This is a genomic window from Leyella lascolaii (assembly GCF_900079775.1).
In the GTDB taxonomy this organism is placed as follows: Bacteria; Bacteroidota; Bacteroidia; order Bacteroidales; family Bacteroidaceae; genus Prevotella; species Prevotella lascolaii.
This window is the reverse complement of the sequence record NZ_LT556049.1, coordinates 182,571-208,449: the sequence shown is the minus strand read 5'-3', so window position 1 is coordinate 208,449 and position 25,879 is coordinate 182,571. Positions and strand designations below refer to the sequence as shown.

The following is a 25,879-nucleotide window of genomic DNA, read 5'->3' as shown; positions in this document are numbered from 1 at the left end:
TTATCTGTCGATGTTTACAAGAGTATATTTGCGGCTGCCGAGCCCTATCTTCTCCGCGTGCTCGATGGTGTGCGTGCCGTGCCGCGAGCTTATCCTCTCCTTCAGGGGAGCATTGTCGTTGCCCTCGGATGCGGTCATGTTGAATATTATGTCCACACAAGCCTGGTCGAGAGCCACGGGGTCGAGCGACGCCAGGATGCCGTAGTCCTTGAGCGCGGGCTTCTCTGGAGTGGCTACGCAGTCGCAGTCCACCGACATGTTGTTCATCACGCTGATATACAGAATCCTGTCTCCGAAGTAGTCAGCCACCGCCTGTGCCGCCGCAGCCATCGACTCGAGGAATCCTTCCTGGTTCTGTGTATGGTTCCACATACCCTCCACCTTGTCCTGATAACCGGCGGTGTGGATGTATGCCTTGCCGTTTGCCGACGCCACGCCGATGCTCTGGTTCTTTATCACTCCGCCCAGACCGCCCATCGGATGACCCTTGAAGTGTGCGAGATTAATCATGAAGTCATAGTTCTTCAGATTCTTTCCCACGAGGTCGTACTTTATGTTTGTGGTGTCGCGCACGGGTATCCTGAACTCCCCTTCGGCGTCCATGATGTCCACCTTGGCTATCTTTGTGAATCCGTGTTCCTCCGCCACGCGCATGTGTTCCTCCACTGTGCCGCGCCGTCCGCCGTATGCCGTGTTGCACTCTACGATGGTTCCGCCCACCTTCTTCACCAGTCCGCCTATGAGCGAGGGCTGCAGATAGTTGGGGTTACCAGCCTCTCCGGTGCTCACTTTCACCGCCACGCGCCCCTCAGCCTTGCGTCCGAGAGCCTCGTAAATCTTAATAAGGGATTCAGGAGATATGTCGCGCGTTACGTAAACCTTCGGTTGCGCCGTCGCGGCAATTGCCATAATGAGGGCAAATGTTGAAAGAAACAGTTTTCTTATCATATTCTTCTATTGTTTGAATGGTTCCGTATGAGTGTGTAATGATTGTGGGTCTTGCGGCTTGCTTTTTTATAAGCGGCGGAGTGTAAGGTGCGGACGGGTGCAAAGAAAGTTTGCTCTTAATTTCCCGAGTGCAGCTTATCTTCTGCAAAGATAATGCAAGGTGAGCGCAACAGCAAGGCGGAGAAACGGAGTTTCTTCAGGCTTGATATTGCCGAACCGAAGCTTATCTTCTGCAAAGATAAATAAATAATACGTATTGTAAAACAATGAAATTACGGAAAAAGTTACCAGTTTTACAGAATCGTACGATTATTCCTGCAATTCCGTAATCCATCCGTCACACCGCACCGTCAGCCATGTCAAGATATGAAAGAAAAAGAACTGCGCCGCCATGAGCAAGATGTATAAATATACGGGAATCCTCCCTGCGCGACGCATAAATATACATCACAACTCCGTAATACTCGTGTATTTGTCTCCGCGAGGCTCTCCGGCTGCAAATACGCGGGTTTTGCGCGGTTTGCATATGTGTCTGACAGTCAGCAGATTGTTCCATATTCTCCTTCCAAAGCCACTTCCCGGTTATGCGAAAGAGCCTTTTCCGCATTGCGAAACGGGCTTTCCCGCAGTGCCGGAGAGGCTTTCCGGCTGTGTCGGACGGGCGTTTCTGTAAGGCGGAAGAGCCTTTCCTGTGGCTTTGGAGAGTCGTGAGTGCGGAGAAAAATGTGAAAAGTGGGGCTGTGGAAGGTGCATGACGGGTGTGCGGAAGGCGTTCAGGGGCATTTCCGTTTTCTGTTTCACGATTTACGGTTGTCAAAAATTTTTACTGCGGAAATGCATGAATATGCAGAATGCCGTGACTGTGTTGGAAAAGCGGAAAGCCTGCGCCGCGCCTTCATTATCGTTTTTTTGTCTCACGCCCGGGCTGAGGGCATGCGTTCCTTAAGGCGCAGGCACGAGCACAGCGCGCCGCAAATGGTGAGTATCCCTGCGAGGAGCATGGCGTCGTGAGGCGCGCTGTCGCCGCAGAGATGGAAGAGAAGAGCCACCAGCGCAGCCCCCGTCGTCTGTCCGGTTAGCCTTGCCGTGGCAAGCATCCCGCTCGCGCTGCCTGCGCGCTGGGGCGGTGCCGAACTGAGCAGAAGGTGGTTGTTGGGCGACTGGAACAGTCCGAATCCGGCTCCGCACGCCATCAGTCTGAGTGCCAGACCGAGGTGTCCGGTGTCTTCAGGCACGAATGCCAGACTCATGCATCCGCAACTCATCAGCAGCAGTCCGGCTCCGCCGAGTATTCCCGGATGTATCTTGCCGACGAGAGAGCCTGCTATCGGAGCCACGAACACTATGACCAGAGGCCATGAGGTCATGATGAGCCCTGTCTCGACGGCACTGTGCCCGAACGTGCCGGCAAGCATGAAGGGCACCGCCACCATACCGAGCATCTGCGCGGTGAACGATAGTATGCTCGTCACTACAGACATTGAGAATATCGGAATCCTAAGAAGGTCGAAGGGAAGCATGGGATATTTCTTCCTCATCTGCATGCGCACGTAGAGCACGGCGGTGCAAACGAAGGCGCAGGCTCCGCCGGTCAGGAGCGCGGCGGGCAGGTCGTGGGACACGCCCTCCACGCATCCTATCATCAGTCCGAATGTCGCCGCGTTGAGCAAAGCCTCTTTCAGGTTGAACCTTCTGCCCTTTATCTTCACCGGATTGTCGGGCAGATACCTGCGCGCCATTATGAAAGTCACTATGCCGACGGGCACGTTCACCGCGAAGAGCCACTGCCATGTGGCTGCCGAGAGGATAGCCGCCGCGACTGAAGGACCTGTCACCGAGGCTATCGCCACGACGGTGGCGTTGAGCCCCACGCCCTTGCCGAGGTGGCGTTTGGGGTAGATGAGTTTGACTATTGACGTGTTGACGCTCATTATCATGGCTGCGCCCAGTCCCTGCACGAGGCGCGAGAGCACCAGCGTTGTGAGTCCGGGCGACAGCGCGCACAGCAGTGAGCCGAGCGTGAACACCGCTATCCCCGCCATGTATACCTGCTTGTAGCCTTTCAGCTCGCCGAGTGAGGCGAACGGGAGGAGCGTCATCATGATGACGAGCTGGAAGGCGTTGACAATCCATATGGAGTCAGACGACGGTATGTCCAGCTCCGAGGCTATGCTTGGCAGGGCGACGTTGCATATCGTCCCGTCGAGAACGGAGAGGAAAAGTCCGCAGAACGTTGCCGCCATGGCATAATAGATGCGCGGGCGGTGCAGTCCGTCCCATTGCAGGTTGCCCGTAAGCTGTCCGGCGGCTGCGCCGTCATTGGCGTTCACGGATGTGGTAGGGGTGCTGTCTTTAGTGCTGTTCATAATTATCGTCATAAGTGTCCCGTCGCTCCGCCTGCGCGTGTCGTGTGGGCGGAACGTGTGTTATCCGCATGCAAAGTTAGTAAAAATATGTCATGTAAGGAAACCCTGCGCGCGTAGGCACGCGTATGGCGGAGACGTTATATATGGTAGTAAAAAGCGTAAAAAAGGTAATGCCGTTTAACGGCAAAAAGCGTAACTTTGCGCCACTATGCCGTTATGGCGGACGCAGGGACGTCAAGAGCCGCGTCCGCTGAGGCTGGATAATCACATATTATTAACAAAATTCAAAAACGGAAAGACAGAAATATGTTACTTGAAAAAATCAAATCGCCTGCCGACATCAAGGATATGACGGCGGAACAGCTCAGACTTCTTGCCGCCGAGATACGCGGAGGAATACTCAAGCGCGACAGTACGATAGGCGGACACGTGGGTCCCAATCTCGGATTCGTGGAGGCTACGATAGCCCTGCACTATGTGTTCGACATGCCGGAGGACAGGATTGTGTTCGACGTGTCGCATCAGGTGTATCCGCACAAGATGCTTACAGGACGCGCATACGGATTCATCGACAGCAGGCGCATGGCTGAGGTGTCGGGCTACAGCAGTCCGGCGGAGTCGCCAGAATATGACTGCTTCGAGATAGGTCATACGTCGACGTCGGTCGCCCTCGCCACAGGTCTGCAGAAGGCACGCGACATTCTCGGAGGCAAGGAGAACGTGGTGGCGGTCATCGGAGACGGTTCGCTGAGCGGCGGAGAGGCTTTCGAGGGACTCGACGTGGCTGCGGAGCTGGGCACGAACATAATAATTGTGGTGAACGACAATGAGATGTCTATCGCCGAAAACCACGGAGGAATATACCGCAACCTGCAACTGCTGCGCCAGACCGGGGGAAAGGCTGAGCTGAACCTGTTCAAGGCGATGGGCTTCGAATATAAATATGTGGAGCATGGCAACGACATCGCTGCTCTCATAGAGGCGTTCAAGGAGGTCAGGGACACACCGCGTCCGGTGGTGGTGCACCTCCACACCGAGAAGGGACACGGATGGCAGCCCGCCGTGGACAACAAGGAGAAATGGCACTGGAACTCTCCTTTCGACATCGAGACGGGTGCTCCCAAGTCGGAAGGAGGCGGAGAGAGCGCGGCACAGATACTGGGCGGATGGCTCAGGGAGGAGATGAGGCGCGACCCGAAGCTTGTGAGCATATCGGCGGCGGTACCGGCTTCGATAGGCTTCGGACCCGAGGAGCGTCGCCAGGCAGGCGCGCAGTATGTGGATGTGGGCATTGCCGAGGAGGCGGCGGTGGCTATGGCGTCGGGCATGGCGCGCAGGGGAGCGCACCCGGTGTTCAGCACTTACGCCACATTCTTGCAGCGCACGTACGACCAGATGGCGCAGGACCTGTGCGTGAACGGCAATCCAGCCGTGATAAACGTGCTGGGCGCGTCGGTCTACGGCATGAACGACTTCACGCATATATGCTTCTTCGACATCCCGATGTCGAGTCATATACCCAACCTTGTCTACCTTGCGCCGACGACGGTAGAGGAAATGATAGCCATGGAAAAGTGGGCTATAGGACAGGACAAGTACTCTGTCGCGCTGCGTGTGCCTGAAGGTGAGGTGAGCCACAGCACCGAGGAGTATGACACCGACTACTCCGAGCTCAACCGCTACAAGGTGGTGAGACGAGGCAAAGGGGTGGCTCTGATAGGTCTGGGCAACTTCCTTGCAAAGGCGGAGCGCGTGGCTGACATGCTGAAAGAGAGCGGGCTGGACGCCACCGTCATCAATCCGCGCTATATAAGCGGTGTCGACGAAGGGCTGCTCGAGAGCCTGAAGGCAGACCACAGTCTGGTGGTGACGCTGGAGGACGGTTGTGTGGACGGCGGGTTCGGCGAGCGCATAAGCCGCTTCTACGGCTCTTCCGACATGAAGACCATGAACTTCGGCGTGGCAAAGGCTCTTTACGACCGTTACGACGTGCGGCAGCTCCTGCTCGACAACAGGCTCACCGACGGGCAGGTTGTGGAGGACATACTTGGCGTAATGGGCAGATGAGCGGCGTGAATGCCGTCCAACCGCAGCTCCTGACGCGGCATAACGACAGTCACCCCCGGCATCCACTCACTGTGATGCCGGGGGTGACGCATATGTGAAGGTATGTTTCCGTGACTCAGGTTCAGACGGAGAACATTATTATAATCTGTGCTATGACCACTCTGACGAACATTCCGAGCGGATAGACCGAGGTGTAGCTCACTGAGGCGGAGTCGCCTTTGAGCGTGTCGTTGGCGTAGCTCAGAGCCATGGGGTTTGCCATCGAGCCGCAGAGAATGCCGCAGATGGTGCCGAAGTCGAACTTTCCCGTGTGCAGGGCGAGCAGTCCCACGATGATGAGAGGGAGCACGGTGACCACGAATCCGGTAGCAACCCACATCAGACCTTCGGGTCGCATGATGGTGCTGAAGAAGTCGCTGCCTGCCACAAGACCCAGACTTGCAAGATAGAGCGACAGTCCGAGCTTGCGCAGCATGAGCGATGCGGAGCGTGTGGTGTAGCTTATGAAGTGGGCGCGGGGACCGAGCGCGCCGACAAGTATGCCCATGATGATGCCTCCGCCTGCTATTCCGAGGTGTACGGGCGCGCTCATTCCCGGCAGGTTGATGGGAATCATGCCGAGCGCAAGACCCAGTATCATCCCGAAGAAGATGGCTCCGAGGTTGGGCTCTTTGAGCACTTGGACAGCGTTGCCGAGGAATTGTTCGGCGTGACAGATGTCTTTCGGCGCTCCCACAACGGTGAGGCGGTCGCCGTACTGAAGGCGAAGGTCGTCGCTGGCAAGCAGCTTTATGTCGCCGCGCATTATCCGGCTGACGTTCACTCCGTATGCCGTGCGCATGTGGAGCGTGCCGAGCGTCTTGCCGTTGAGCTCTGTCCGGGTGAGCAGAATCACGCGGCTCTCCACGTTGCTGTCTATGGCGTTCCAGTCTATACGGTCTTTGTCGCGGTTCCAGTCTTTCTCCACCTTCTTGCCGAAGAGTATGCTCATTGCCTCCGACTCGTCTATCTTAGTCACCACGAGCACGCTGTCGCCCTGCTGCATCGTGGTCTCCGCCAGCGGCACAATCACCTTTCCGTCGCGCCATATGCGCGATATGATGAAGTGGCGGTGGGTCATCTGCGATATCTCAAAGATGGTCTTTCCGTCTAGCGCGGGGTTCACGACGATGTATTGTGCTATGTATGTGTTGTCCTCACTGTTCTCCTCGCGCGGCTCAAGGTCTGCCGGCTTGACGAAGAAACGGCGTATGAACATCATGGCGAGTATCACTCCGACAACTCCGAGCGGATAGGTCACGGCGCATCCCAGTGCCGCTCCGTTGCTCGGAAGTCCTGCGCTGTTGAGTGCCTGCTGCGCTGCGGCAAGGGCGGGGGTGTTGGTTGTCGCTCCGCAAAGGATGCCGGTCATGTCAGGAACGCTTATTCCTGTCAGCGGACAGAGTATGAGCGCCAGTATCGTTCCGGCTGCGATGACAGCCATGCTCCATATGTTGAGCGACAGACCCTCGTGCCTCATCATGCCGACAAAGCTCGGTCCGACGTGCAGTCCGAGGGTGTAGACGAAGAGCAGAAGCCCGAACGTCTCTGCGAAACTCACCATCATGGGGTCGGCGCAGAAGCCTAACTGACCCGCTATGATGCCTATAAAGAACACGAAAGCTATTCCGAGCGATATGCCGCGGACATGAAGTTTGCCGAGCGCGAGGCCTGCGGCGGTTATCATGGACAGCACTATGACCGTCTGTGCGGCAGGATTTGTGCTGAAAAGCCCGTTTATCCAGTCCATTGTTATGTTATTGATGTGATGAGTGTCCGGATGTGGCTGACCGGTGGAAAGATATGTATGCCCTGCTTCCACGGACCCGCCAATATCCTGTGCAAAGATAGCTCAAGTTGCAGACACTGCAAAGAAAAGATGCCGAAATGTATGTTTTACCGTGTTTTATACAAGCCGCCGTACTGCGGAAGGGGCTTTTCTGTCAATTGTCATGACAATAGTGACATTATCTGGATTGCCTTACGGCGCAGTCTATCGTTATCTTTCCGTTGTCGGGAATGATGCGCAGGACGTGGCTGTCGCCCTCCGCCGCTTTCTCGAACCTGCCTTCTGAGCATGTCACGGAGTAGGAGTGTCCGCGGAACACGGCGTTGGCAGACTTGCCGCCGACGTCGGTGAACGGCAGTTCCGTGCCCGGTGCGGCGTGCAGTTGCAATGCCCATGCTACGTCTTTGTCCGCATCCGGCGAGCTCACCTCTATGCGGTCGTCGTGCAGCGTGATGCGGAATGTGTCGCCATACTGGTCGTTGCCTCTCACTTCGAGCACGCTTCTGCCGCGCTCTTTCACTTCCGGACTGTCGAGCCTGAGCTCTTCCGCATGTCCGTCACTGCCGGTCCTGACAAGTGACAGTCCGGCTCTGTCCTCGCCCTTGCTCCACATGAAGCCGTCGACGAAGGGCAGCGTGTAGAACAGAAAACGGTCTCCCGTGCCCGGAGTGTCGAGATATTCCGACTTGAAACGCTCGTCGAAGAGATGTATGTCGCGGAATCTGAAGCGTCCCTTTTCCCACAGCAGGTTGGCGCGGTAGTAACGGCTGTCGTACCAGACGGTCTTGTTGCCCTCGCCGCGCACGTCGCTCACGGTGGTGACGGCGGTGGCGGGAGTGAGCGGAAAACGCTTTCTGAACCATCTGCCAGACTCTCCGAGCGTCTCCACACGCACCTTTCCGGCACGCCGCAGAGAGTCGATGAGCGGCATCTGCATCTCGAGTCCCTCCCTCATGTTGTCCCATGTGAAGGAGTTTTCCTGCCCTGCCTGCGCATAGCCGAAGGCGAGGCACGGTCCGTCGGTGAGCGCGTCGAAGAAGTAGTCCACCCATTTGCGGTTCATCCCGGCATGCTTATAGACCGGCTCGAGCGATATTACGCCCTGCCGTTCGTTGCCCAGTCCGTCGTCATACTGGTATATCGGGTCGCTGCCAAGCATTCTGAAGACGGGCACCGGTATCTGTCCCGCCCCGGTCTGGGCAGGCATGTAGGCGTTGAGACGGCTGGGATAGTAAGCCTGGTTCCAGTATCCGCCCCACAGGGTGTAGCCGTCTGTGCCTATCTGGTCCTTGCAGTTGCACGACGCTTCGATGCCGTATCTGTCGTGCATATATGCAAGTGTGTGCGCGTCGATGTACCATGAGCCTACCGATTTGGGGTAAGTGCCGAATACGTCCTTGAACTTCCGCATGTAGACATCCACCAGACGCTCCCGCTCTTCCTTTGTGTATCCGGTGCTGAAGGCTATGTTCGCGTGCGACACCCACGGATGCTCGCCCCGCCACTTGAGCCCCGCCGCCTCGATGTGCGGCTGTGTCAGTTCCCACCATGCGCCTATCTCCGCGCCGTTGCGCAGCTTGGTCTTCAGCAGTTTCTGGTAGAGTGGATTGATGAGAGTGTCGTACTCGAGCAGGAACGTTGCCGGAAGATCGTAACGGTTGACCAGCTCCACCTGCCTGCACACCGTCTCGTAGAGTTTCCGGTCGGAGTCTTCCACGCGATAGTCTGTCTGTCGTATGAAGTTCACTATGTTTATTATGCGCGGCTGGTTGTCGGTCCCAGTCACGCCTACGGTCCGCGCGCATGCCGTCGCGGTGGCTGCCGCGAGGGTCAGGATGAGGAACAGTGTCTTGGTTTTTGTCATGTCTTGAAGGTTATTACACATTATTATATAGTATATTATAGTCAGCAGTGCGGGTCGGAAGAGGCTTTTCCGTTCAGAGATAGGTCACGAGTATGTCCCAGACTGCTAATATATGGCATAGCGAGCCGAGCAGGACGAAGAAGTGGAACACCGTGTGCATGAACCTCCTTTTGTTGATACTGTAGAACAGCGCGCCCGTGATGTAGCTCACTCCCTCGGCTATGAGCCATGCCATGGATATGCCGCTCACGCTGCGGGAGAGCGGTCCGAACGCCACGAGCACGCTCATGCCCATTGCCACGAAGCATGCCGTCTCGATGTTGCTGTGGTCTTTCAGCCGCGCGAAACTCATTATGGTGCCCGCTATGGCAGCCGTCCATATGAAGGCGAACAGCGACCATCCCCATGCCCCGCACTCTCTCAGGGCTATCAGAGTGATGGGAGAGTAGGATCCGGCGATGTGCCAGTAGATTGCCGCGTGGTCCCACCGGCGGAGCCGTTCCTTCCATTTCGACCATGCGCTCAGCGAGTGGTATACCGTGGAAGCGGCGTATGAGCACAGCATACCGAAGAGATAGAGTATGACACCCGTTGTAGCCCAGATGTTGTCGGTGTGCATACACCATGCCAGGAACACCGCTCCCGCCGCCACACCCATCACTATTCCGGCTGCGTGCGACCACGAGTTCCACAGCTCTTCCTTATGATTGAAGAATATTTTCATTGCGTTCCGCGCTTCGGTGTGAATCCTTTCCTGTCCTTTCGAGTATGTCCTGCATTTTCCATCTGCGTCTCATCGAGTAGGTCTTTCCCTCTTTCTCTATGACGGAAAAGAGTGCGAAAGCCTTCTCAAGAAGGAATTCGTTGTCAGGAAAGGATACGGTGTCAGCCTCGACATAGAACAGTTCGGCAAGCATCTCCATGCGCGCCATGCGCTGTTCGGGATCGAGTCCGGCAAGAGCGAGCATCACCTCGTCGGTCGTGGCGTTGCGGTAGAGCGCGTACGGACCGACATACTGTTCGTAGAGCTGTTTTATCTCCTCGCGCCGGTCGGCTATTTCCTTCTTCCTGAGCATGCGTTCTATTGCAGCCATGAACTCGCGTATGAGGCGCAGGATGTAGTCACGTTGAAGCATATTGTTGTGTTGTCTTATGTTGTTTCTGTTTCGTCTGTACCGTTGTCCGTGGTGTCCGCGCCGCCGTCATTGTGACTGTCGCCTCCGACGGTGATGACGCCCGCTCCGCCGTATGCCCGTCCTGTATTCATGATGTGGCGGTAGAGCTTGTCGTAGAAAGGATGGCGCGTCATGGTGGATGTGTCTCCAAGGATGATGAGCTTCATCCTTGCGCGTGTCATCGCCACGTTCATGCGACGCAGATCGCGCAGGAATCCTATCTGCCCCTCACCGTTGGCGCGCACCAGCGAGATGAGTATCACGTCGCGCTCCTGCCCCTGAAACCCGTCGACGGTGTTGACGGTGATGAGGTGGCGGTAAGGTTTGAAGAAGGCGTCCTTCCTTATCAGCCGTCTGAGATACTGCACCTGCGCCCGATAGGGAGATATCACGCCCACGTCGATGCTCTCCTCGAGCAGTCTGCGCCTGCCTATCTTGTTGAAGTAGGAGGTGAGAACGGTGACGGTGAGCTCAGCCTCTCCGCGGTTTATCCTGCCGAAGTTCTCGCCCACAAACTCCTCTTTGCCCTCGAGCGCGGAGGTGTCTATCCACGTCATGGGGCAGTCGAAGTCGAGTATTCCACGGTTTTTTATCTGCGGTGCGGAGGTTATCCGTCCCTGATAGAACCATTCGTTGGAGAACCGCATTATCTCCTCGTTCATGCGGTATTGCACAGTGAGCAGCGTCACCGCCTCCGGCTTGCTCTCCACGATGCGCTCCATGAGCGTCGTGCCCAGTCCGCCTTTCAGCGCGGCTATGCTCTTGACGGTGGGCGGAAGCTGGCAGTGGTCGCCTGCGAGCACCACACGCGACGCCCTGCGTATGGCTATCCAGCACGCCGCCTCGAGAGCCTGCGCCGCCTCGTCGATGAAGAGTGTGCCGAACTTCATGCCTTCCAGCAGCCGGCTTGCCGACCCTGTGAGCGTGGATGCTATCACCCTTGCCTCGCCGAAAAGGCTGTTGTTGATACGCAGCTCCAGCTCGACGGCTCTGGCGCGCAGCCTGTCCAGCTTCTGGTGGAAGTCTTCTCCGCGTCTGCGATGTGCCCGTAGCTGGCGTATGGCGTTGCGTATGCTCCACAGCTGCGGGTAGTCGGGATGTGCCTCGAAGCGTCGTTCGTAGGTGAAGGAAAGCATCTTGTCGTTCACGCGCGTGGGATTGCCGATGCGCAGGACGTTCAGTCCCCGGTCGGTAAGTTTCTCTGATATCCAGTCGACAGCCATGTTGCTCTGGGCGCATACGAGCACCTGGTTCTCTCGCCGGAGTGTCTCGTATATTCCCTCAACGAGCGTTGTGGTCTTCCCTGTGCCCGGAGGACCATGCACAACCATGACGTCTTTTGCCGCCAGCATCTCGTTGACGGCGTGCTCCTGCGAAGGGTTGAGCCACGGGAACCGTGTCGGGGCGAACGTGAACCGAGCCGCCTTCGCTCCCGAGTAGAACAGGTCGCGCAAGTAGGCAAGGCGTCCCGAGCGCGCGCCTGTGACACGGTCGAGAGCCTCGAACATCAGTCTGTATGACGTCTCGTCGAACGACAGCTGCACGCCCAAGGGCTTCTCCATGCGTTGCAGTTCGAGAATGTGGCTGGCTGACGGCATCACCACCACCATGCGGTCGGCTTCGGCATAGCTCACCGTGGCTGTGAACGACAGGTAGCGGATGCTTTTCTCCTCTCCACCGGCACCGGTGCTCATGGTGAAGAAACACACCGGGCGTCCGTACTCGAAGTTGTGTTCGATGTCGCTCCCGTCCTGTCTTATTATCTCGATAACCTCCTGATTGAGCGAGTTATAATACGTGCGTCCCGTCCTTACGGGATACCATGCGTCGCCGCGCCTCACCTTCCGCATTATGCCGAAAGCCTCCGTCTGCCTGCGGAAGTTCTCTTTCTCGCATGCATATTCCACTTGCAGCAGCATCCTCTGCCGCGTGAGAGCCTGTATGGGTGACTGGTTGTCCATGCCTATCGGTCGTCGTGTTGTCGCGCCTGGCGTCTGGAGAAGACGCAGCCGCAGTAGTTCTGCCTGTAGAGACCGTGCTCGCGCGACAGCTCTATGGAGCGTAGATAGCCCCCGCGCTTCTTGAAGTCGGACGGCAGGAAGCTCACTCCCGTGCGTGCGGCAATCTCCTCGCCTATCTCGTTTATCCTGTCAGCCCTCTTCATCGGACTTATTGTGAGTGTCGTGGTGAAGTAGTCCATGCCCCGTTCTGCCGCCAGCCGCGCCGCGCGTTCGAGCCTCATGCGGTAGCACACAAGGCATCTGTCGCCTCCCTCAGGTTCGTTCTCCAGTCCTCGCACGGCGTTGTAGAACGTCTGCGGGTCGTATTCGTCAGCCTCGAACATCACCGGGTTCACGGTCTCCATCTCACTTATGAGTCTCCGCTGTTCCTCTCTGCGCGTGGCATATTCGGATTCGGGCGATATGTTGGGGTTGTAATAAAGCACCGTTATACGGAAGTATTGCGACAGATACTCTATGGTATAGCTGCTGCACGGTGCGCAACAGCTGTGCAGCAGCAGTGTGGGTGTCTCTCCGGCAGCCTCGTGCCGTTTTATTATCTCGTCGAGTCTGAGCTGATAGTTTATCTTGTTCATTGTATATGTTGTGTTGTTGCGGCGCGCCGGGATGTATTTGATGTTTCAATTAATATTACTTGTCGTTGTGTTGCCTGGCGCGGGCTGTCTTATGCAAAGACAGAGCCAGCGAGTGCAATGAGAACTTGTTCTTAGATTGCCGAGTGCAGCCTGTCTTATGCAAAGACAGTGCCAGCGAGTGCAATGAGAACTTGTTCTTAGATTGCCGAGTGCGGGCTGTCTTATGCAAAGACAGAGCCAGCGAGTGCAATGAGAACTTGTTCTTGGATTGCCGAGTGCAGCCTGTCTTATGCAAAGACAGAGCCAGCGAGTGCAATGAGAACTTGTTCTTAGATTGCCGAGTGCAGCCTGTCTTATGCAAAGACAGTGCCAGCGAGTGCAATGAGAACTTGTTCTTAGATTGCCGAGTGCGGGCTGTCTTATGCAAAGACAGAGCCAGCGAGTGCAATGAGAACTTGTTCTTAGATTGCCGAGTGCAGCCTGTCTTATGCAAAGACAGAGCCAGCGAGTGCAATGAGAACTTGTTCTTAAATTGCCGAGTGCAGCCTGTCTTATGCAAAGTTAGCGTAAAATTTTTTAATGAGCCAGAGTTTATATCAAAGAAAATGACACGTATGCAGTAGGAGCATGTCAGTAAGGGGTCGGCGAGGTGTTTCCGCGCAGTGCTTACGTGTTTTAAAATAACATGGCTGGCGGAAAGTAGAGACGCAAGATTTTGCGTCTCACGAGGGAGGTGTGTGATTATACGATTGAGGAATGTGTTTGTTTCCAGTGTGATATGATGTTCTCTGATAGCGTAGTTGGTAGCTTGTGAGACGCAAGATTTTGCGTCTCTACTTGGTTGGTTGCGCATTTTGGGTGTGCGGTTTGTTTGTGGTCGTGATGGGGAAAATGTGTTTATTGTCAGTGTGTTATGATGTTTTATGTAGCGGATGGTAGCTTGTGAGACGCAAGATTTTGCGTCTCTACTTTGGGATGAAAGCGGGGTTGTGGCGTGGAGGGGATGATGTTATGGCGACGGATGCTGTCTTTATCGTGCCCATATGCTGTCTTTATCGTGCCCATATGACGTCTTTATCGTGCCCATATGACGTTTCGCACGGTCGTCTTGTTATCCGTTCTTAAAATGGGATGTCTTTTTATATGCCATGCCAAAACGTCTGCGGAGCGCGGATATATGCGGTTTTTGCTTAACATATATTTATGTTTGGTGTTTTGAATTTAACATATCGTTTTCTCTCTTACAGCTTTCCGCACCTCGACAATGTCTGTCCGGAAAGCCTGTTTTACGTCGGTTGTGTGGTGAAAAACGGGTGGGGAAGGTGCGGAAAAGGGTCTTTCGTGTTGCGGAAACGGCTTTTTGAGGGTGCGTAAGGGGCTTTATGGCAGTGTGATAAAGCCTGTTTCGTGATGCGGAACGGGCTCTTTCGTGTGACGGAGAAATGGCTTTCATGACACCATTGCAGTCAACCGGTTGTCTGTCAGTGGCTTGCGCGGGTTCCTGTTTTCTGCGTTTTTCCGGATTGTTTTGCCGCTGCCGCGCTCTGACGTAGTATTTGCGGTGTTTTTACAACGGATATTTAACATTTCGGTTACGGTTTTATATATTTTTAATATTCATATCCGTGAATTGCGGCATTGCGGTTGTCGTATGACGATGATGTCCGTGCGTTATTCCGTGGACATTGTTCTCCATCGTCAACATCTTACGTACACAATATCCGGTGATATGCATTCATTATGCCTCATGTTCTTTGCCGTTTGCCTTAAAATGAGTAATTTTGCACACATTTGGTATAATCAGCCGATTAATAACAGGTTCGCAATGAAGGATATTTGTTGCTTAGGGCACATCACAAAAGACAAGATCATCACTCCGCGCAAGACCGTCTACATGTCGGGAGGCACGTCGTTCTATTTCTCATATGCCTTCAACAGTCTTCCGCACAGGGTTCCGTTCAGGCTCGTGACGAAGCTCGGGGAGGAAGACATGGACGCCGTGAGACTGATGCGGGGTGCTGGCATCGACGTGGAAGTGAGACGGAGCCGCCACACGGTGTATTTTGAGAACAAGTATGGGGATAACCAGAACGAGCGCACACAGCGTGTCCTGGAGAAGGCAGACCCTTTCACCGTTGAGGACGTGAGCGGTCTTGACGCCGGCATATATCATCTCGGGTCGCTCCTTGCCGACGATTTCTCGCCCGAGGTGGTGGAGTATCTCTCGCAGAGAGGCAGCATATCCATCGACGCCCAGGGCTATCTGCGCGACGTTCGGGGGCACGATGTGCATGCGGTGGACTGGGAGGACAAGCTCAGGATACTCGCCCTGACGGACATAATAAAGGTGAACGAGCACGAGATGCAGGTCATCACGGGGCTCAGCGACGCCCGGGACGCTGCGCTGCGCCTGGCGGGGTGGGGCGTGAAGGAGGTTGTGGTGACGCTGGGAAGCGAGGGTTCGCTGATATATGCCGATGGCTGTTTCCACGAGATACCGGCGTACGCGCCGCGTGAGATAGTGGATGCCACGGGCTGCGGCGACACCTATTCCGCCGGTTATCTGTACTGCCGCGCGCTCGGTGCGGGCTATTCCGAGGCGGGACGGTTTGCCGCCGCCATGTGCACATTGAAGCTCGAGCATAACGGACCGTTCGACCGCACTGCGGCGGAAGCCGAGGCTCTTGTGCGGGGAGAGCGCAGGGGGTGATGGCGGAGAGTGATAAAATTGAGGCGAATTTTGTTTGATTGTGAGTTTTTTTTCGTACATTTGCATAAGATGTAGCTGCACTCGGGAATATGAAAGCAACTTTCATTCCACTCGTTTGCAACATCTTTGCATAATATAGGATGCGGCTCGGCAGTGCCAAAGCTGTAAAAACACGGTTTTTCCGCTTTGTCGTTGCGCTCGCCTTTCACTATATTTGCATAATATAGGATGCGGCTCGGCAGTGCCAAAGCTGTAAAAACACGGTTTTTCCGCTTTGCCGTTGCGCTCGCCTTTCACTATATTTGCATAATATAGGATGCGGCTCGGCAGTGCCAAAGCTGTAAAAACACGGTTTTTCCGCTTTGCCGTTGCACTCGCCTTTCACTATATTTGCATAAGATATAGCTGCACTCGGGAATATGAAAGCAACTTTCATTCCACTCGTTTGCAACATCTTTGCATAATATAGGATGCGGCTCGGCAACATCAATCCTGTGAAAACGTTGTTTTCCCGCTTTGCCGTTGCACTCGCCTTTCACTATGTCCGCATTCCCGTAAGGTTTTGCTGAAAAAACCGTGACGGCTGGTATTAAACTTAAATAACGGATAAAAACTTAAATGAAATGGAAAAGACACTGATTCTTCTAAAACCCTGCACAGTGCAGAGAGGGCTCATCGGTGAGGTGATACATCGCTTCGAGAGAAAAGGTCTGCGCATAAAAGGACTTAAAATGATGCAGCTCGACGAAGCCATTCTCAACGAGCACTATGCCCATCTTGCCGACCGCCCGTTCTTCCAGTGGGTGAAAAACGCCATGATGGCTACTCCCGTGGTGGCTATGTGTGTGGAAGGCACTGACGCGGTGGAGGTGGTGCGCAGCATCACAGGAGCGACAAACGGACGCAAGGCAGCCCCCGGCACCATCAGAGGCGACTATGCCATGAGCGGACAGGAGAACATCGTGCATGCCTCAGACAGTCCTGAGAACGCGGCGATAGAGCTGCGCCGCTTCTTCAAGGAGGAGGAGATATTCGACTATCCTTACCCCATGCGCGACTTCTTCTACAGTCCTGACGGCATATGATGGCGCGGAAGGCGGCATACAAATAAGCATATCAGATTAATATAATATAAACTTTTAAATCCGATGGATAAATTAGTAATAAGCAGTTATGATGAGTTTGCCGCTTACTTGGGCAAGAATCTGGGTGTGTCAGACTATGTGGAGCTGACGCAGGAACGCATAAACATGTTTGCAGACGCCACTCTCGACCATCAGTGGATACACGTTGACACGGAGCGCGCGGCACGTGAGAGCCAGTTCGGCACGACCATAGCGCACGGCTATCTCACGCTATCGATGCTCCCTTATCTGTGGAACCAGATTATAGACGTGAGGAATCTGAAGATGATGGTGAACTATGGCATGGACAAGATGAAGTTCGGTCAGGCGGTGAAGTCGGGTCAGGCAATACGCCTGTCGGCAGACCTTCACGCCATAGAGAACCTGCGCGGAGTGACAAAGGCGCAGATAAAGTTCGCCATAGAGATAAAGGACTGCCCGAAAAAGGCGCTCACCGGCATCGCCACGTTCCTCTACTACTTCGAGTGACACAGCCTGACGGTGAGGGCTGACAGAAAAGAAAACCCGGAGAACGGTGTGATGATCCACCGCGCTCCGGGCTTTATGTTTGTTCATCCTTGCCGCTCCGTGGCGGCGGCTGATGTCATAGCGTCATCTTCTCGAGCTTCATCTCGGCGGCTTTCTCTATGGCTCCGACATGCTCCTTGAAGTGTGGTGCGTTGGAGTGAGCCTCGAGTGACGCCTCGTCAGCCCATGTCTCGCAGAACATGAACACGTTGTCGTGTGTGGCGCTTGCGAAGAAATCGTAAGCCACGCAGCCCTTGTCGTTTGCCAGTGTGGCGGCTACGAGAGCCTTGGCGTGTGCTGTCACCTCGTCGCGCATGGCGGCGTCGTTAAGTCTTACGAAGCAGTTCAGTCTTATCATAATATATCCTTTCTTTTGTTTTATGTTAATATTGTGCCGGCAACCGGTGCCGGCGGGGTTATGGTCATTTGTTCAGAGTCCACGTGGCACCGTCCTTTGTGTCCTTCACCTCGAATCCGGCGGCGGCGAGCTCGTCGCGTATGCGGTCGCTGGTAGTCCAGTCTTTCGCCGCCTTAGCCTTGGCGCGGAGGTCGAGCACCATGTCCACCACCTTGCCGTATGCCTTCTCGCGCTCGTCAGACGAGCCGCTGCGGTCGTCGCGCAGTCCGAGAATGTCGAAGGTGAAGAGCCGCATCGTCTCCGTGAGCTCCTTCAGGCAGTCCTCGCATATGGACGCCTTGTGGTCCACGAGGCGGTTTATCACGCCGCACGCCTCGAACAGATGGCTTATCACCTGTGGCGTGGCAAGGTCGTCGTTCATCGCGTCGTAGCACTTCCGGCGCAGTGCCTCTACGGTCTTCTTTGTCTGTCCGTCGCACTCGGCAGACGGTTTTATGCGTTTCAGGGCGGCTATGCCGTTCATCAGTTTCTCCAGTCCCTTCTCGCTTGCCTGCAACGCCTCGTTGGAGAAGTCCACCGTTCCACGGTAGTGTGCGGACAGTATGAAGAAGCGGATGGTCATCGGCGAGTATGCCTTGTCGAGGCTCTCGTGCTCTCCTGTGAAGAATTGCTCGAGCGTGATGAAGTTCCCCAGCGACTTGCCCATCTTCTGTCCGTTGATTGTTATCATGTTGTTGTGCATCCAGTACTTCACCATCTGGTCGCCCTGGCTTGCCACAGCCTGCGCTATCTCGCACTCATGGTGGGGAAAGACGAGGTCGAGTCCGCCGCCGTGAATGTCGAAGTGCGAGCCCAGATATTTGCGTCCCATGGCAGTGCACTCGCAGTGCCATCCCGGGAAACCCTCGCTCCACGGGCTCGGCCAGCGCATGATGTGCTCGGGCTGTGCCTTCTTCCACAGTGCGAAGTCAGCCTGGTTGCGTTTCTCTCCCACACCGTCGAGCTGCCTGCTCGCGTTTATTATGTCGTCGAGATTGCGTCCGGAGAGCACTCCGTAATGATGTTTCTTGTTGAACTTGGCTATGTCGAAGTATATGCTTCCGTTGCTCTCATAGGCGAAGCCGTTGTCCATTATCTGCTTCACCAGCTCCTCCTGCTCTATGATGTGTCCTGTGGCGTGCGGCTCTATGCTCGGAGGCAGCACGTTGAGGGCGTCCATCGCCGCGTGGTAGCGGTTGGTGTAATACTGCGCCACCTCCATCGGCTCGAGCTGTTCGAGGCGCGCCTTCTTTGCTATCTTGTCGTCGCCGTCGTCCGCGTCGTGCTCCAGATGACCCACGTCTGTGATGTTGCGCACGTAGCGCACCTTATATCCGAGGTGCTTCAGATAGCGGAAGAGCAGGTCGAACGTTATCGCCGGGCGCGCGTGACCGAGGTGCGGGTCACCGTATACGGTGGGTCCGCATACGTACATTCCCACGTTCGGTGCGTGCAGAGGTTCAAAAAGCTCCTTTCGTCTTGAAAGAGTGTTGTATATGAAAAGTTTCTGTTCCATAATGGTTTATATGAGTTTGGCGGACCACAGGCGGTGTCCGTACTGTTAATGTTTACCGATTTGCAAACTTACTTATTTTTTTTGATATACATGAAAAATTTGTTCATTTTCATCGCTTCGCACCTCACGTAAGCCGCTATGGCAGTATCCGTAACGTTTTCCGCCGTATGTGACACCTTTTCCAGGTCATTCCTCTACCGTGTCCTACGGCTCGTCCGCGTCCCGTACAGCCACTTCGCATCTTATCACCTTCCGCTTTCGGTTTGTTATATAAAGCTTTGCAAGTTCTGGCGACGGCAGTCCGGCTGTCTGCCATTCCTTATAATATAAGGTGACGACATGCAGTATGTCGTCCGCCCTCACCCATCCGGGTATCTCATCCGTCGTCACAGGCAGGTATTTCTCGGGAATCCAGCTGTAGTCAATGAACCTGAACGGATACTCACCGATGGTAGGGAACATGTCGCCATGATTGTGTATGTCAATCGGTATGTCCTTTCCCTTCATGTGATATGCCATGTGGTTCAGGGCGATAGCGGTGAGTATTCTTATCCGTTCGTCCTTTTTCATATTCCATATGGGTTTGCCTTTGGCATATTCTCTGCTCCGCAGCTGTGCGTCTGTAGGAATGACGTATCTTTGCGCATGCCGTGTAGGGTTTTCAAAAACGCCTGTCACACGTTCATTCTCGTCTATGCCGTATGTATATACAGTGACATCGCCGGTGGCTTCTGAGAATATCACGTGCATAGAAACATGCGCACAGAATGATTAAGAATGATTGTCGCTTCATTTTCTCAGTATAATTATAACGGCACATTTACTTTCCTGTTCTCCGGCTTGTGCATACGGCATCTGATTACCTTGCGGTTTTTGTCGGCTATCCAGCACGATGCGAGTATCGGAGATTCCAGACCAGCCTTCTTCCAGCCCTCCCAATATATCGTGACACAATGGTAAATGTCCTCCGGGAGCGTCCCTTCCGGTATCTCGTCCTTTTTGAAAGCCCTGTATTTCTCCGGTATCCAGTCGTATTTNGATAGTGGGATATATCTCGCCGACGTCTCTCATGTCTGTCCAGCACTCGCCTTTCTTTGTGTGATACACCAGATGGTTGAGCGCGATGCCGGTGAGTATCCTTATCCGCTCAGCCTTTTTGAGCGAGGCGACAGACTTCCCGTACGCATACTTCTTGCCGCGCAGCTGCCCGTCGGTGGGTATATCGTACTTCTTGGGACGGCGCGGAGCGTTCCTGAATATCTCCGATGTCGGAATCTTGTCCTTCATGTCGAAGCCGTTGCCGTAGACTGTCACGTCATACGTATATTCCGATAGCAGCACGTTGAAGTTCTCTTCCATCATTGCTGTGGCAGGACGCCCTATCTCCGGCTCGGTATTGTCAAAATCGAAAGGATAATATTCCTTGCCTATGATGTCTATATGATAAATGTATCTGTCGGACGGTGCGAAAGCCCTTTCTATACTGTCTTTTTCTTTAGGATGAAGAAAGTTATATAACCATTCCACGTAACTCTCGTCGAAATCATTCTGATATATGAGAGCGACAGCTTCCTTACCAATGTTGTTGTTGTGAAAGTAATCTCTCATCCTCGCCGTTATCACACTGTCGCGCTCATGCCACGGCATCTCGCTGAGGCGTGTCTGGGCTTGCGCAAGAATGCCCTGACATATGAATAATAGTATAAAGAGGTGTTTCATAATGTGTGTGTTAATATTATAACAAATATGCATCAACAACTAATATAAATATATTTACAATAATATGACGATGTAATCGGATTATTCCTATATTCTTTTTCTGGATAAATCTGCTTCCATCTTATTATTGAATGGTTTAAGAAAATATATCAGAATAGATTCTATACGTAGATATATCAGCTGTTGACGCATATTTATATGATAATTATTTTTTTGATTTTTATACTTAAAATTCGCCGTGATATTTTATACCGCTGCCGTTAATTATTGAATATTCACGTGTGTCAGAAGCTGGATGCCCTGAACGGATGATAATTCCATGATCATTCTTATATGGAGTCCTTGTACCATCTTCATGTTCGTAGTATCCATCTGGAGTCTCACCTTCTTTAGGATTTCTTCTATAATCTTCTTCTTTTCCTTGGTAATCAATGACAATACCAAACTCATATTTGTTTTTGGAAACGGCTTTAAAATCATCGTCCGATGGTCCTACATGTCGTACATTGTGTCCTTTGTCATGTGTCAATGAAAAATGAGTGTGAACAACCGTTACCAGTTTTATATGTTCGGAACTGCCTGTATAGCCATTTCCTGATGCTGAATAATCTTTTATCTCTACTTTTCCGTCTTTGCCATAGATAAATTTTCCACCAATGTATTCTTTATTATCTAAATCATAAAAAATACAACATGCTACTTCCATTTTCGGATTATCTTTCACTTTGGCAAGCATTTCATCCCACATCATATTGATTCGTCCCCTTACAAAAGCATTGTTCATGACATTTACCGGATTTTTCGCGGCTTTCCATGTGTCAGGAGCTGAACCTGTAGAAGCTGATTCCGCACATCCGGTAGGACTGCCTTTGTATCCGCTGCCCATTATTAAAGAATAATCTATCTCATCCTCATCGGAAGAACCTGAAGTATCGCACGATCCCCAAATGTCAGTTCCGTATCCGGACGAACTGCATCCGCTCGAGCCGTTGTTGGAGCCACAGGAACCACAAGATTCACTGCAGTCAGAACCGTACATGCCTGAACAGCATTTCTCTGAGCCACATCCGCACGAGCCGTTGTGTGAACCACAGCATCCGCATGAGCAACAACCATCGCTCCCGCATCCGCATGAGCCGCATCCGCATGAGCCACAGTGATTCTCATCATACATCATGGAAGTTCTCTCAATACTGCTTTGAGTTGACAGATTGTCAATCTTCCTTAATTTCTTTTCGTTGTTTTCCATTTCTTAAATTGTTTTTAATTAATGTTTGTGTGTTTTTGATTATGTATATGCAATATACCTTTTACAGGTTTATTGTCAATATAAGATTATCGTATAGGACATTTCTGATGACTTTGATATATAAACAGTAATTTGTTATATGCAAGATACTCGGATTCAACCTTGATTAAATCGTGCAGTTGTCTGTCATCAATGACCACATCATCAGACATACATGACTTTATGCCTTCAAACAAATCATCATAGCCGGTCTCTTTTTCTGACAACAGCAGAATGTTGTATTGTAAGTCGTTTATAAGAACCTCACTGTACCCTTTGTTGCCGTAAAGCAGGGGAATAAGTGCGACGTTCAGTGGCTTCATGCTTTTCTTTCTGTCAATCCTGTCTCTTACCAGTATTTTGGCTTCTTCCTGCCATTCCTCGGGAATAAGAAAGATATCCGTGTAAGGATTGCGTTTAAAAACAAACTCTTCACGGTTATGATTTTCACCAATCATAAAATCGAGGTATGAGGATGACTGTCTCTCATTTTCAAACAGTCTGTCACGTGGAATGTCATTCCACTTGGCTGTCGTGTCTTTCAAATGGTCCAGGTACATGCCTACGCACATCTGTATTGACAAGTCAGGCTCTTTGCCGGTGTCTGACACGAGTCTGACGTGGTTGTCTCTGAACAGCATGCTGATATTGCCGGCAGTCTGCGGTGACAGCTTGAACAGCATTCTCCTCATCAGCTCACATACTTTGCGGCTTCTTTTGTGTCCGCCCAGCATATGTATCAACGGATGTTTGTCCTGCTGATAAAAGTCAGCAAATTCATGGTAAGAATACCCGTTGTCCTGAACATCATGGCTTACCACTGTTTTCACACTCTTGTTCTCATGTTTCACCAAGGAATAGAACAGCATCTGCTCAAACAAGATGTTATTGTTGACAGCCATGTTCGGTGATGCAGGGTCATTCATTCCGTTGTCCCTGATTATCTTGTCTGCCTCATTGCAATATCTCTTTATGAAATCTATGTCAGAGCCTCCTATCACACCGGCATTATATGAGCCGAACGTCTTTTCGTCTATGTCTTTTTTGAGATAAGACGGAAATACGGTTCCACGTTTGATAATATCGTTTACCATACCTGTATAGTAATCGCTTATTATCTCCTTGTTCTGCGCTATAAGTCCGGCTTCCATGATGTCTTCACTTATAGGATGTGTCAGTATGACGTCTCCATCAACATGAAGGAACGGTCCGTCCTGAAGAGAATAAGTCATGATTTTGGGATATGCCCAGTGTGCCTGACGGCATTTAAGATTATCATACACCACTTTGATTTCAGTGTATGGCAGGTGCAGGCAGTCACCTAATATCTTCTTTCCTTGTGAATCTGTGTATAGGACAACGTCATCGTAAAACTCCCGTAGCTTTATGCTGCTTAAAGCCCAAGCTGTCAGATGGTGTTCAGAATCAATCCAACCGAATCCGTCTTTTAATAAATCCTTTTGCCCTGTCCATAAAGTCTGTGTGATTTTCATATAATATGATTGTTTTAATATAGTAGTATATATAAATGTGGTGGTATGTGTTTTTGTACCCGATCAGATTATTTCAGGTTGTTGCACATCCGCTAATATAACACTTTAATTCCATATTACACTTACAATATGAAAGGAAGTTGGACGTGATTTAACTTAATTTATCATATAAATAAGATTTTATAGAGTTTTGTAACAATGATTCACATATCGTGGTTTGTGTCGGATAAAAACCGCCGAAGCTTGTTTTATGTATGAAGATATACTGCATATGTGATGAGAACAAGAGCCGGACCTGTGAGCATCCGGCTCTTATATTGAAATGTAGTGTCTATGCCTGCTCAGGAAGACGTGCAATCCGGCATGTATATAACTGACAACAGCGTCATCAGTCAAGCAGTGGCGGTGCGTCTTTCATTTTATTCCTGCGGACGAGAAACGCGCGGTGGTCTTTGTCGKTTATGTAGACAACCGCCACTTGTGACGTTGCGTATCCCACTCTTTTGGCTTTTTCCCAGTATATTTCCACACGATGATAAATGTCGTCCGGGCTCATGCCTCTCGGAACCTCGCTCGGACGGACATCAAGGTTTTTCTCCGGTAGCCAGTAATGTCCTATGAACTTGAAGGTTGACTCTGAAATGACAGAATACAGCACAGCCTCCTTTCTGTCAAATCCGTCTAACATTTGCAAGGCGTTGAATGCTATACCGGTGAGCACGCGTATGCGTTCATCCTTGCTGAGCGAGGCAATCGACCTGCCCCATGCATATTCGTCGGAATGCAGCTGTTCGTCCGTAGGTCTTTTATATTTAGCCGGTCTGCGTGTAGGATGGTCGAAGACACCGGTCACCCTGTCGTTCATGTCGTATTTATACCAATAATATGTGCAGTCATCTGTCATTGAAGTCATAAGCACATCAAGGTTTTCGTCCAAAAGAGCCGTGGCTACCAGCCGGTTCACATAGTCACCGCCAAAGATCATACGCTCGCCGTACAGTCTTACATCATATAAATATGAGTCAGAAGGAACAACTGCTCTCCATACGCCTTTCTTGATTGACGAAGGAGAATATGCCTCTGCCACCCAATTGATATTATACATGTCGTTGTCCCTTTGACGTATTATCGTGACGCAGTCGTCATAATTCCGGCTTTTCTCCTCGTTGAAAAACCGCTTCACCTTCGCTGTGATGATGCTGTCGCGCTCATGCCACGGCATCTCGCTGAGGCGTGTCTGGGCTTGCATGAGAATGCCCTGACATAGGAATAATAGTATAAAGAGGTGTTTCATAATGTGTGTTTTTAGGTTATGAATATCCGCTAATATAGCGATAAATGTGCATACCGCGCTTGCAATATGACATGAATTGAGATGAGATTTAACTTAATTTGCCACATGCCTATGATTTTATTACATTTCATAACGGTTTTTAACGTATAGCGGATGAGGCGTCAGCACGGAATGAAAGGAAAAAGGTTATTGGATAGGGAAGAGTGTGTGGGGATATGTGTAAAACACTATCGCACTCACTTGCACGTTTTTTTGTATCAAAATAACAATGGCGTCAGCCCAGTAGAGACGCAAAATTTTGCGTCTCCCGAGCAAAAAGCGCGGCAATGACAGGCATATAATAGCATTTGTTTATAGCCCCTCCTTGCGTCTCCCGAGCAAAAAGCGCGGTAATGGCAGGCATATTTCGCATTTGTTTATTGCGCATCCTTGCTTGTGAGACGCAAAATTTTGCGTCTCTACTTTGGTTTGCCCACATATAATATCGCGTTGTTTACATGTATAAGGCAAAGTCAACAGCTCAATAAGGGCTTGCTTTCGGATTGCGGACACCTAATTTCGTATAAAAATGCAAAGGCGCGGACGGGTGTGCATATTTATCCATCGGCAACTCCGCGAGAGTAAGATATTTTCGTCGTAAAGACATTGCGGACGCGAATACGCAGGTTTTGTGCGGTTTTGGTAAGATGTTGACAGTCAGTGGTTTGTGCGTATTTGTGCTGCAAGGTGGTGTTTGCCGGGTTGCGGAAGAGCCTTTTCGGTGTCGCGATACGGGCTTTCCTGTGGTGTGGGAAAGGCTTTTTTATGGTGCGGAACGTGCTTTTCCGTGGTGCGGGAGGACGGTCGTGGCGAGCCAATATTGTGAGGAATGTCCGCCGCGATGGGTTTTATGGCGGTGCGGAGGGTGGGGAGGAGCTGGTGAAGAGGGTGCGAATGCTTGCTCGGAACGGTTTTTATTCTCTCTTT

20 protein-coding genes are annotated in these 25,879 nt (G+C 52.2%); 5 read left to right on the top strand and 15 right to left on the bottom strand.

Annotation, left to right across the window (positions count from 1 at the left end):
* The 3 genes from BN4609_RS11210 to BN4609_RS11200 all read right to left on the bottom strand — a co-directional run bounded on the left by BN4609_RS11210 (nt 1) and on the right by BN4609_RS11200 (nt 3,314).
* The gene (locus tag BN4609_RS11210; protein WP_241033257.1) at nt 1–909 is read right to left on the bottom strand and encodes a DUF362 domain-containing protein; all 909 of its coding nucleotides are present in this window, start codon (nt 907–909) and stop codon (nt 1–3) included.
* A 621-nt stretch (nt 910–1,530) separates the two neighbouring features.
* Nucleotides 1,531–1,749, bottom strand: coding sequence for a hypothetical protein (locus tag BN4609_RS16610; protein WP_164071662.1), 219 nt, complete (start codon nt 1,747–1,749; stop codon nt 1,531–1,533).
* Between the two features lie 113 nt (nt 1,750–1,862).
* Entirely contained in the window at nt 1,863–3,314 is a 1,452-nt protein-coding gene (locus BN4609_RS11200) for an MFS transporter (protein ID WP_206196557.1), read from the bottom strand.
* A gap of 306 nt (nt 3,315–3,620) precedes the next feature.
* Here BN4609_RS11200 and BN4609_RS11195 point away from each other — a divergent pair, with 306 nt between their 5' ends.
* Nucleotides 3,621–5,381 (top strand): 1-deoxy-D-xylulose-5-phosphate synthase, encoded by a 1,761-nt coding sequence (locus BN4609_RS11195; RefSeq protein ID WP_068856742.1) that lies wholly within the window; start codon nt 3,621–3,623, stop codon nt 5,379–5,381.
* 121 nt (nt 5,382–5,502) lie between these two features.
* On the opposite strand, the gene BN4609_RS11190 is transcribed toward BN4609_RS11195, so the two are convergent.
* From BN4609_RS11190 to BN4609_RS11165, 6 genes are all read right to left on the bottom strand, one after another.
* Nucleotides 5,503–7,170 carry a putative transporter gene (locus BN4609_RS11190; RefSeq protein ID WP_021992673.1) on the bottom strand — a complete coding sequence of 556 codons (1,668 nt, stop codon included), beginning with the start codon at nt 7,168–7,170 and terminating at the stop codon, nt 5,503–5,505.
* 217 nt (nt 7,171–7,387) lie between these two features.
* Nucleotides 7,388–9,073: a hypothetical protein gene (locus tag BN4609_RS11185; RefSeq protein ID WP_068856741.1), complete on the bottom strand. Its 1,686-nt coding sequence runs from the start codon at nt 9,071–9,073 to the stop codon at nt 7,388–7,390.
* A gap of 73 nt (nt 9,074–9,146) precedes the next feature.
* Nucleotides 9,147–9,797 carry a PAQR family membrane homeostasis protein TrhA gene (trhA, locus tag BN4609_RS11180; RefSeq protein WP_021992671.1) on the bottom strand — a complete coding sequence of 217 codons (651 nt, stop codon included), beginning with the start codon at nt 9,795–9,797 and terminating at the stop codon, nt 9,147–9,149.
* Nucleotides 9,775–10,209 carry a hypothetical protein gene (locus BN4609_RS11175; RefSeq protein ID WP_021992670.1) on the bottom strand — a complete coding sequence of 145 codons (435 nt, stop codon included), beginning with the start codon at nt 10,207–10,209 and terminating at the stop codon, nt 9,775–9,777. Before BN4609_RS11175 ends, trhA begins: the two co-directional genes overlap by 23 nt.
* Nucleotides 10,210–10,223: 14 nt before the next feature.
* Nucleotides 10,224–12,209 (bottom strand): AAA domain-containing protein, encoded by a 1,986-nt coding sequence (locus BN4609_RS11170; RefSeq protein WP_084791556.1) that lies wholly within the window; start codon nt 12,207–12,209, stop codon nt 10,224–10,226.
* Between the two features lie 2 nt (nt 12,210–12,211).
* Entirely contained in the window at nt 12,212–12,844 is a 633-nt protein-coding gene (locus BN4609_RS11165) for an epoxyqueuosine reductase QueH (RefSeq protein WP_068856740.1), read from the bottom strand.
* 143 nt (nt 12,845–12,987) lie between these two features.
* Here BN4609_RS11165 and BN4609_RS17270 point away from each other — a divergent pair, with 143 nt between their 5' ends.
* From BN4609_RS17270 to BN4609_RS11145, 4 genes are all read left to right on the top strand, one after another.
* Complete coding sequence (locus tag BN4609_RS17270) at nt 12,988–13,467, top strand: leucine-rich repeat protein (RefSeq protein ID WP_368730396.1); 480 nt, start codon at nt 12,988–12,990, stop codon at nt 13,465–13,467.
* Nucleotides 13,468–14,669: 1,202 nt separating this feature from the next.
* Complete coding sequence (locus BN4609_RS11160; protein ID WP_021992094.1) at nt 14,670–15,554, top strand: PfkB family carbohydrate kinase; 885 nt, start codon at nt 14,670–14,672, stop codon at nt 15,552–15,554.
* Between the two features lie 623 nt (nt 15,555–16,177).
* Complete coding sequence (gene ndk / locus BN4609_RS11150) at nt 16,178–16,639, top strand: nucleoside-diphosphate kinase (RefSeq protein WP_021992095.1); 462 nt, start codon at nt 16,178–16,180, stop codon at nt 16,637–16,639.
* Nucleotides 16,640–16,702: 63 nt separating this feature from the next.
* Entirely contained in the window at nt 16,703–17,167 is a 465-nt protein-coding gene (locus BN4609_RS11145) for a MaoC family dehydratase (RefSeq protein ID WP_068856738.1), read from the top strand.
* Nucleotides 17,168–17,282: 115 nt separating this feature from the next.
* On the opposite strand, the gene BN4609_RS11140 is transcribed toward BN4609_RS11145, so the two are convergent.
* The 6 genes from BN4609_RS11140 to BN4609_RS11105 all read right to left on the bottom strand — a co-directional run bounded on the left by BN4609_RS11140 (nt 17,283) and on the right by BN4609_RS11105 (nt 24,913).
* A complete protein-coding gene (locus BN4609_RS11140; protein ID WP_068856737.1) occupies nt 17,283–17,564 on the bottom strand; it encodes a putative quinol monooxygenase in 282 nt (93 codons plus the stop codon).
* A 64-nt stretch (nt 17,565–17,628) separates the two neighbouring features.
* Nucleotides 17,629–19,119 carry a cysteine--tRNA ligase gene (cysS, locus tag BN4609_RS11135; protein ID WP_068856736.1) on the bottom strand — a complete coding sequence of 497 codons (1,491 nt, stop codon included), beginning with the start codon at nt 19,117–19,119 and terminating at the stop codon, nt 17,629–17,631.
* A 204-nt stretch (nt 19,120–19,323) separates the two neighbouring features.
* Nucleotides 19,324–19,863 (bottom strand): hypothetical protein, encoded by a 540-nt coding sequence (locus tag BN4609_RS11130; RefSeq protein ID WP_164071660.1) that lies wholly within the window; start codon nt 19,861–19,863, stop codon nt 19,324–19,326.
* 1,201 nt (nt 19,864–21,064) lie between these two features.
* A complete protein-coding gene (locus tag BN4609_RS16605; protein WP_164071659.1) occupies nt 21,065–22,087 on the bottom strand; it encodes a hypothetical protein in 1,023 nt (340 codons plus the stop codon).
* 86 nt (nt 22,088–22,173) lie between these two features.
* Complete coding sequence (locus BN4609_RS11110) at nt 22,174–23,619, bottom strand: DUF6734 family protein (protein WP_068856731.1); 1,446 nt, start codon at nt 23,617–23,619, stop codon at nt 22,174–22,176.
* A gap of 388 nt (nt 23,620–24,007) precedes the next feature.
* Complete coding sequence (locus BN4609_RS11105) at nt 24,008–24,913, bottom strand: hypothetical protein (protein ID WP_164071658.1); 906 nt, start codon at nt 24,911–24,913, stop codon at nt 24,008–24,010.
* Nucleotides 24,914–25,879 lie beyond the last annotated feature (966 nt).

Bases quoted from the DNA above. Each gene is read 5' to 3' on its own strand.
- BN4609_RS11165 (WP_068856740.1), bottom strand. From the start codon at position 12,844: ATGAACAAGATAAACTATCAGCTCAGACTCGACGAGATAATAAAACGG.
- BN4609_RS11160 (WP_021992094.1), top strand. From the start codon at position 14,670: ATGAAGGATATTTGTTGCTTAGGGCACATCACAAAAGACAAGATCATC.
- trhA (WP_021992671.1), bottom strand. From the start codon at position 9,797: ATGAAAATATTCTTCAATCATAAGGAAGAGCTGTGGAACTCGTGGTCG.
- BN4609_RS11185 (WP_068856741.1), bottom strand. From the start codon at position 9,073: ATGACAAAAACCAAGACACTGTTCCTCATCCTGACCCTCGCGGCAGCC.
- BN4609_RS11210 (WP_241033257.1), bottom strand. From the start codon at position 909: ATGGCAATTGCCGCGACGGCGCAACCGAAGGTTTACGTAACGCGCGAC.
- cysS (WP_068856736.1), bottom strand. From the start codon at position 19,119: ATGGAACAGAAACTTTTCATATACAACACTCTTTCAAGACGAAAGGAG.
- BN4609_RS11145 (WP_068856738.1), top strand. From the start codon at position 16,703: ATGGATAAATTAGTAATAAGCAGTTATGATGAGTTTGCCGCTTACTTG.
- BN4609_RS11175 (WP_021992670.1), bottom strand. From the start codon at position 10,209: ATGCTTCAACGTGACTACATCCTGCGCCTCATACGCGAGTTCATGGCT.
- BN4609_RS11140 (WP_068856737.1), bottom strand. From the start codon at position 17,564: ATGATAAGACTGAACTGCTTCGTAAGACTTAACGACGCCGCCATGCGC.
- ndk (WP_021992095.1), top strand. From the start codon at position 16,178: ATGGAAAAGACACTGATTCTTCTAAAACCCTGCACAGTGCAGAGAGGG.
- BN4609_RS11195 (WP_068856742.1), top strand. From the start codon at position 3,621: ATGTTACTTGAAAAAATCAAATCGCCTGCCGACATCAAGGATATGACG.
- BN4609_RS11190 (WP_021992673.1), bottom strand. From the start codon at position 7,170: ATGGACTGGATAAACGGGCTTTTCAGCACAAATCCTGCCGCACAGACG.
- BN4609_RS11200 (WP_206196557.1), bottom strand. From the start codon at position 3,314: ATGAACAGCACTAAAGACAGCACCCCTACCACATCCGTGAACGCCAAT.
- BN4609_RS11110 (WP_068856731.1), bottom strand. From the start codon at position 23,619: ATGAAAATCACACAGACTTTATGGACAGGGCAAAAGGATTTATTAAAA.
- BN4609_RS11170 (WP_084791556.1), bottom strand. From the start codon at position 12,209: ATGGACAACCAGTCACCCATACAGGCTCTCACGCGGCAGAGGATGCTG.
- BN4609_RS16605 (WP_164071659.1), bottom strand. From the start codon at position 22,087: ATGGAAAACAACGAAAAGAAATTAAGGAAGATTGACAATCTGTCAACT.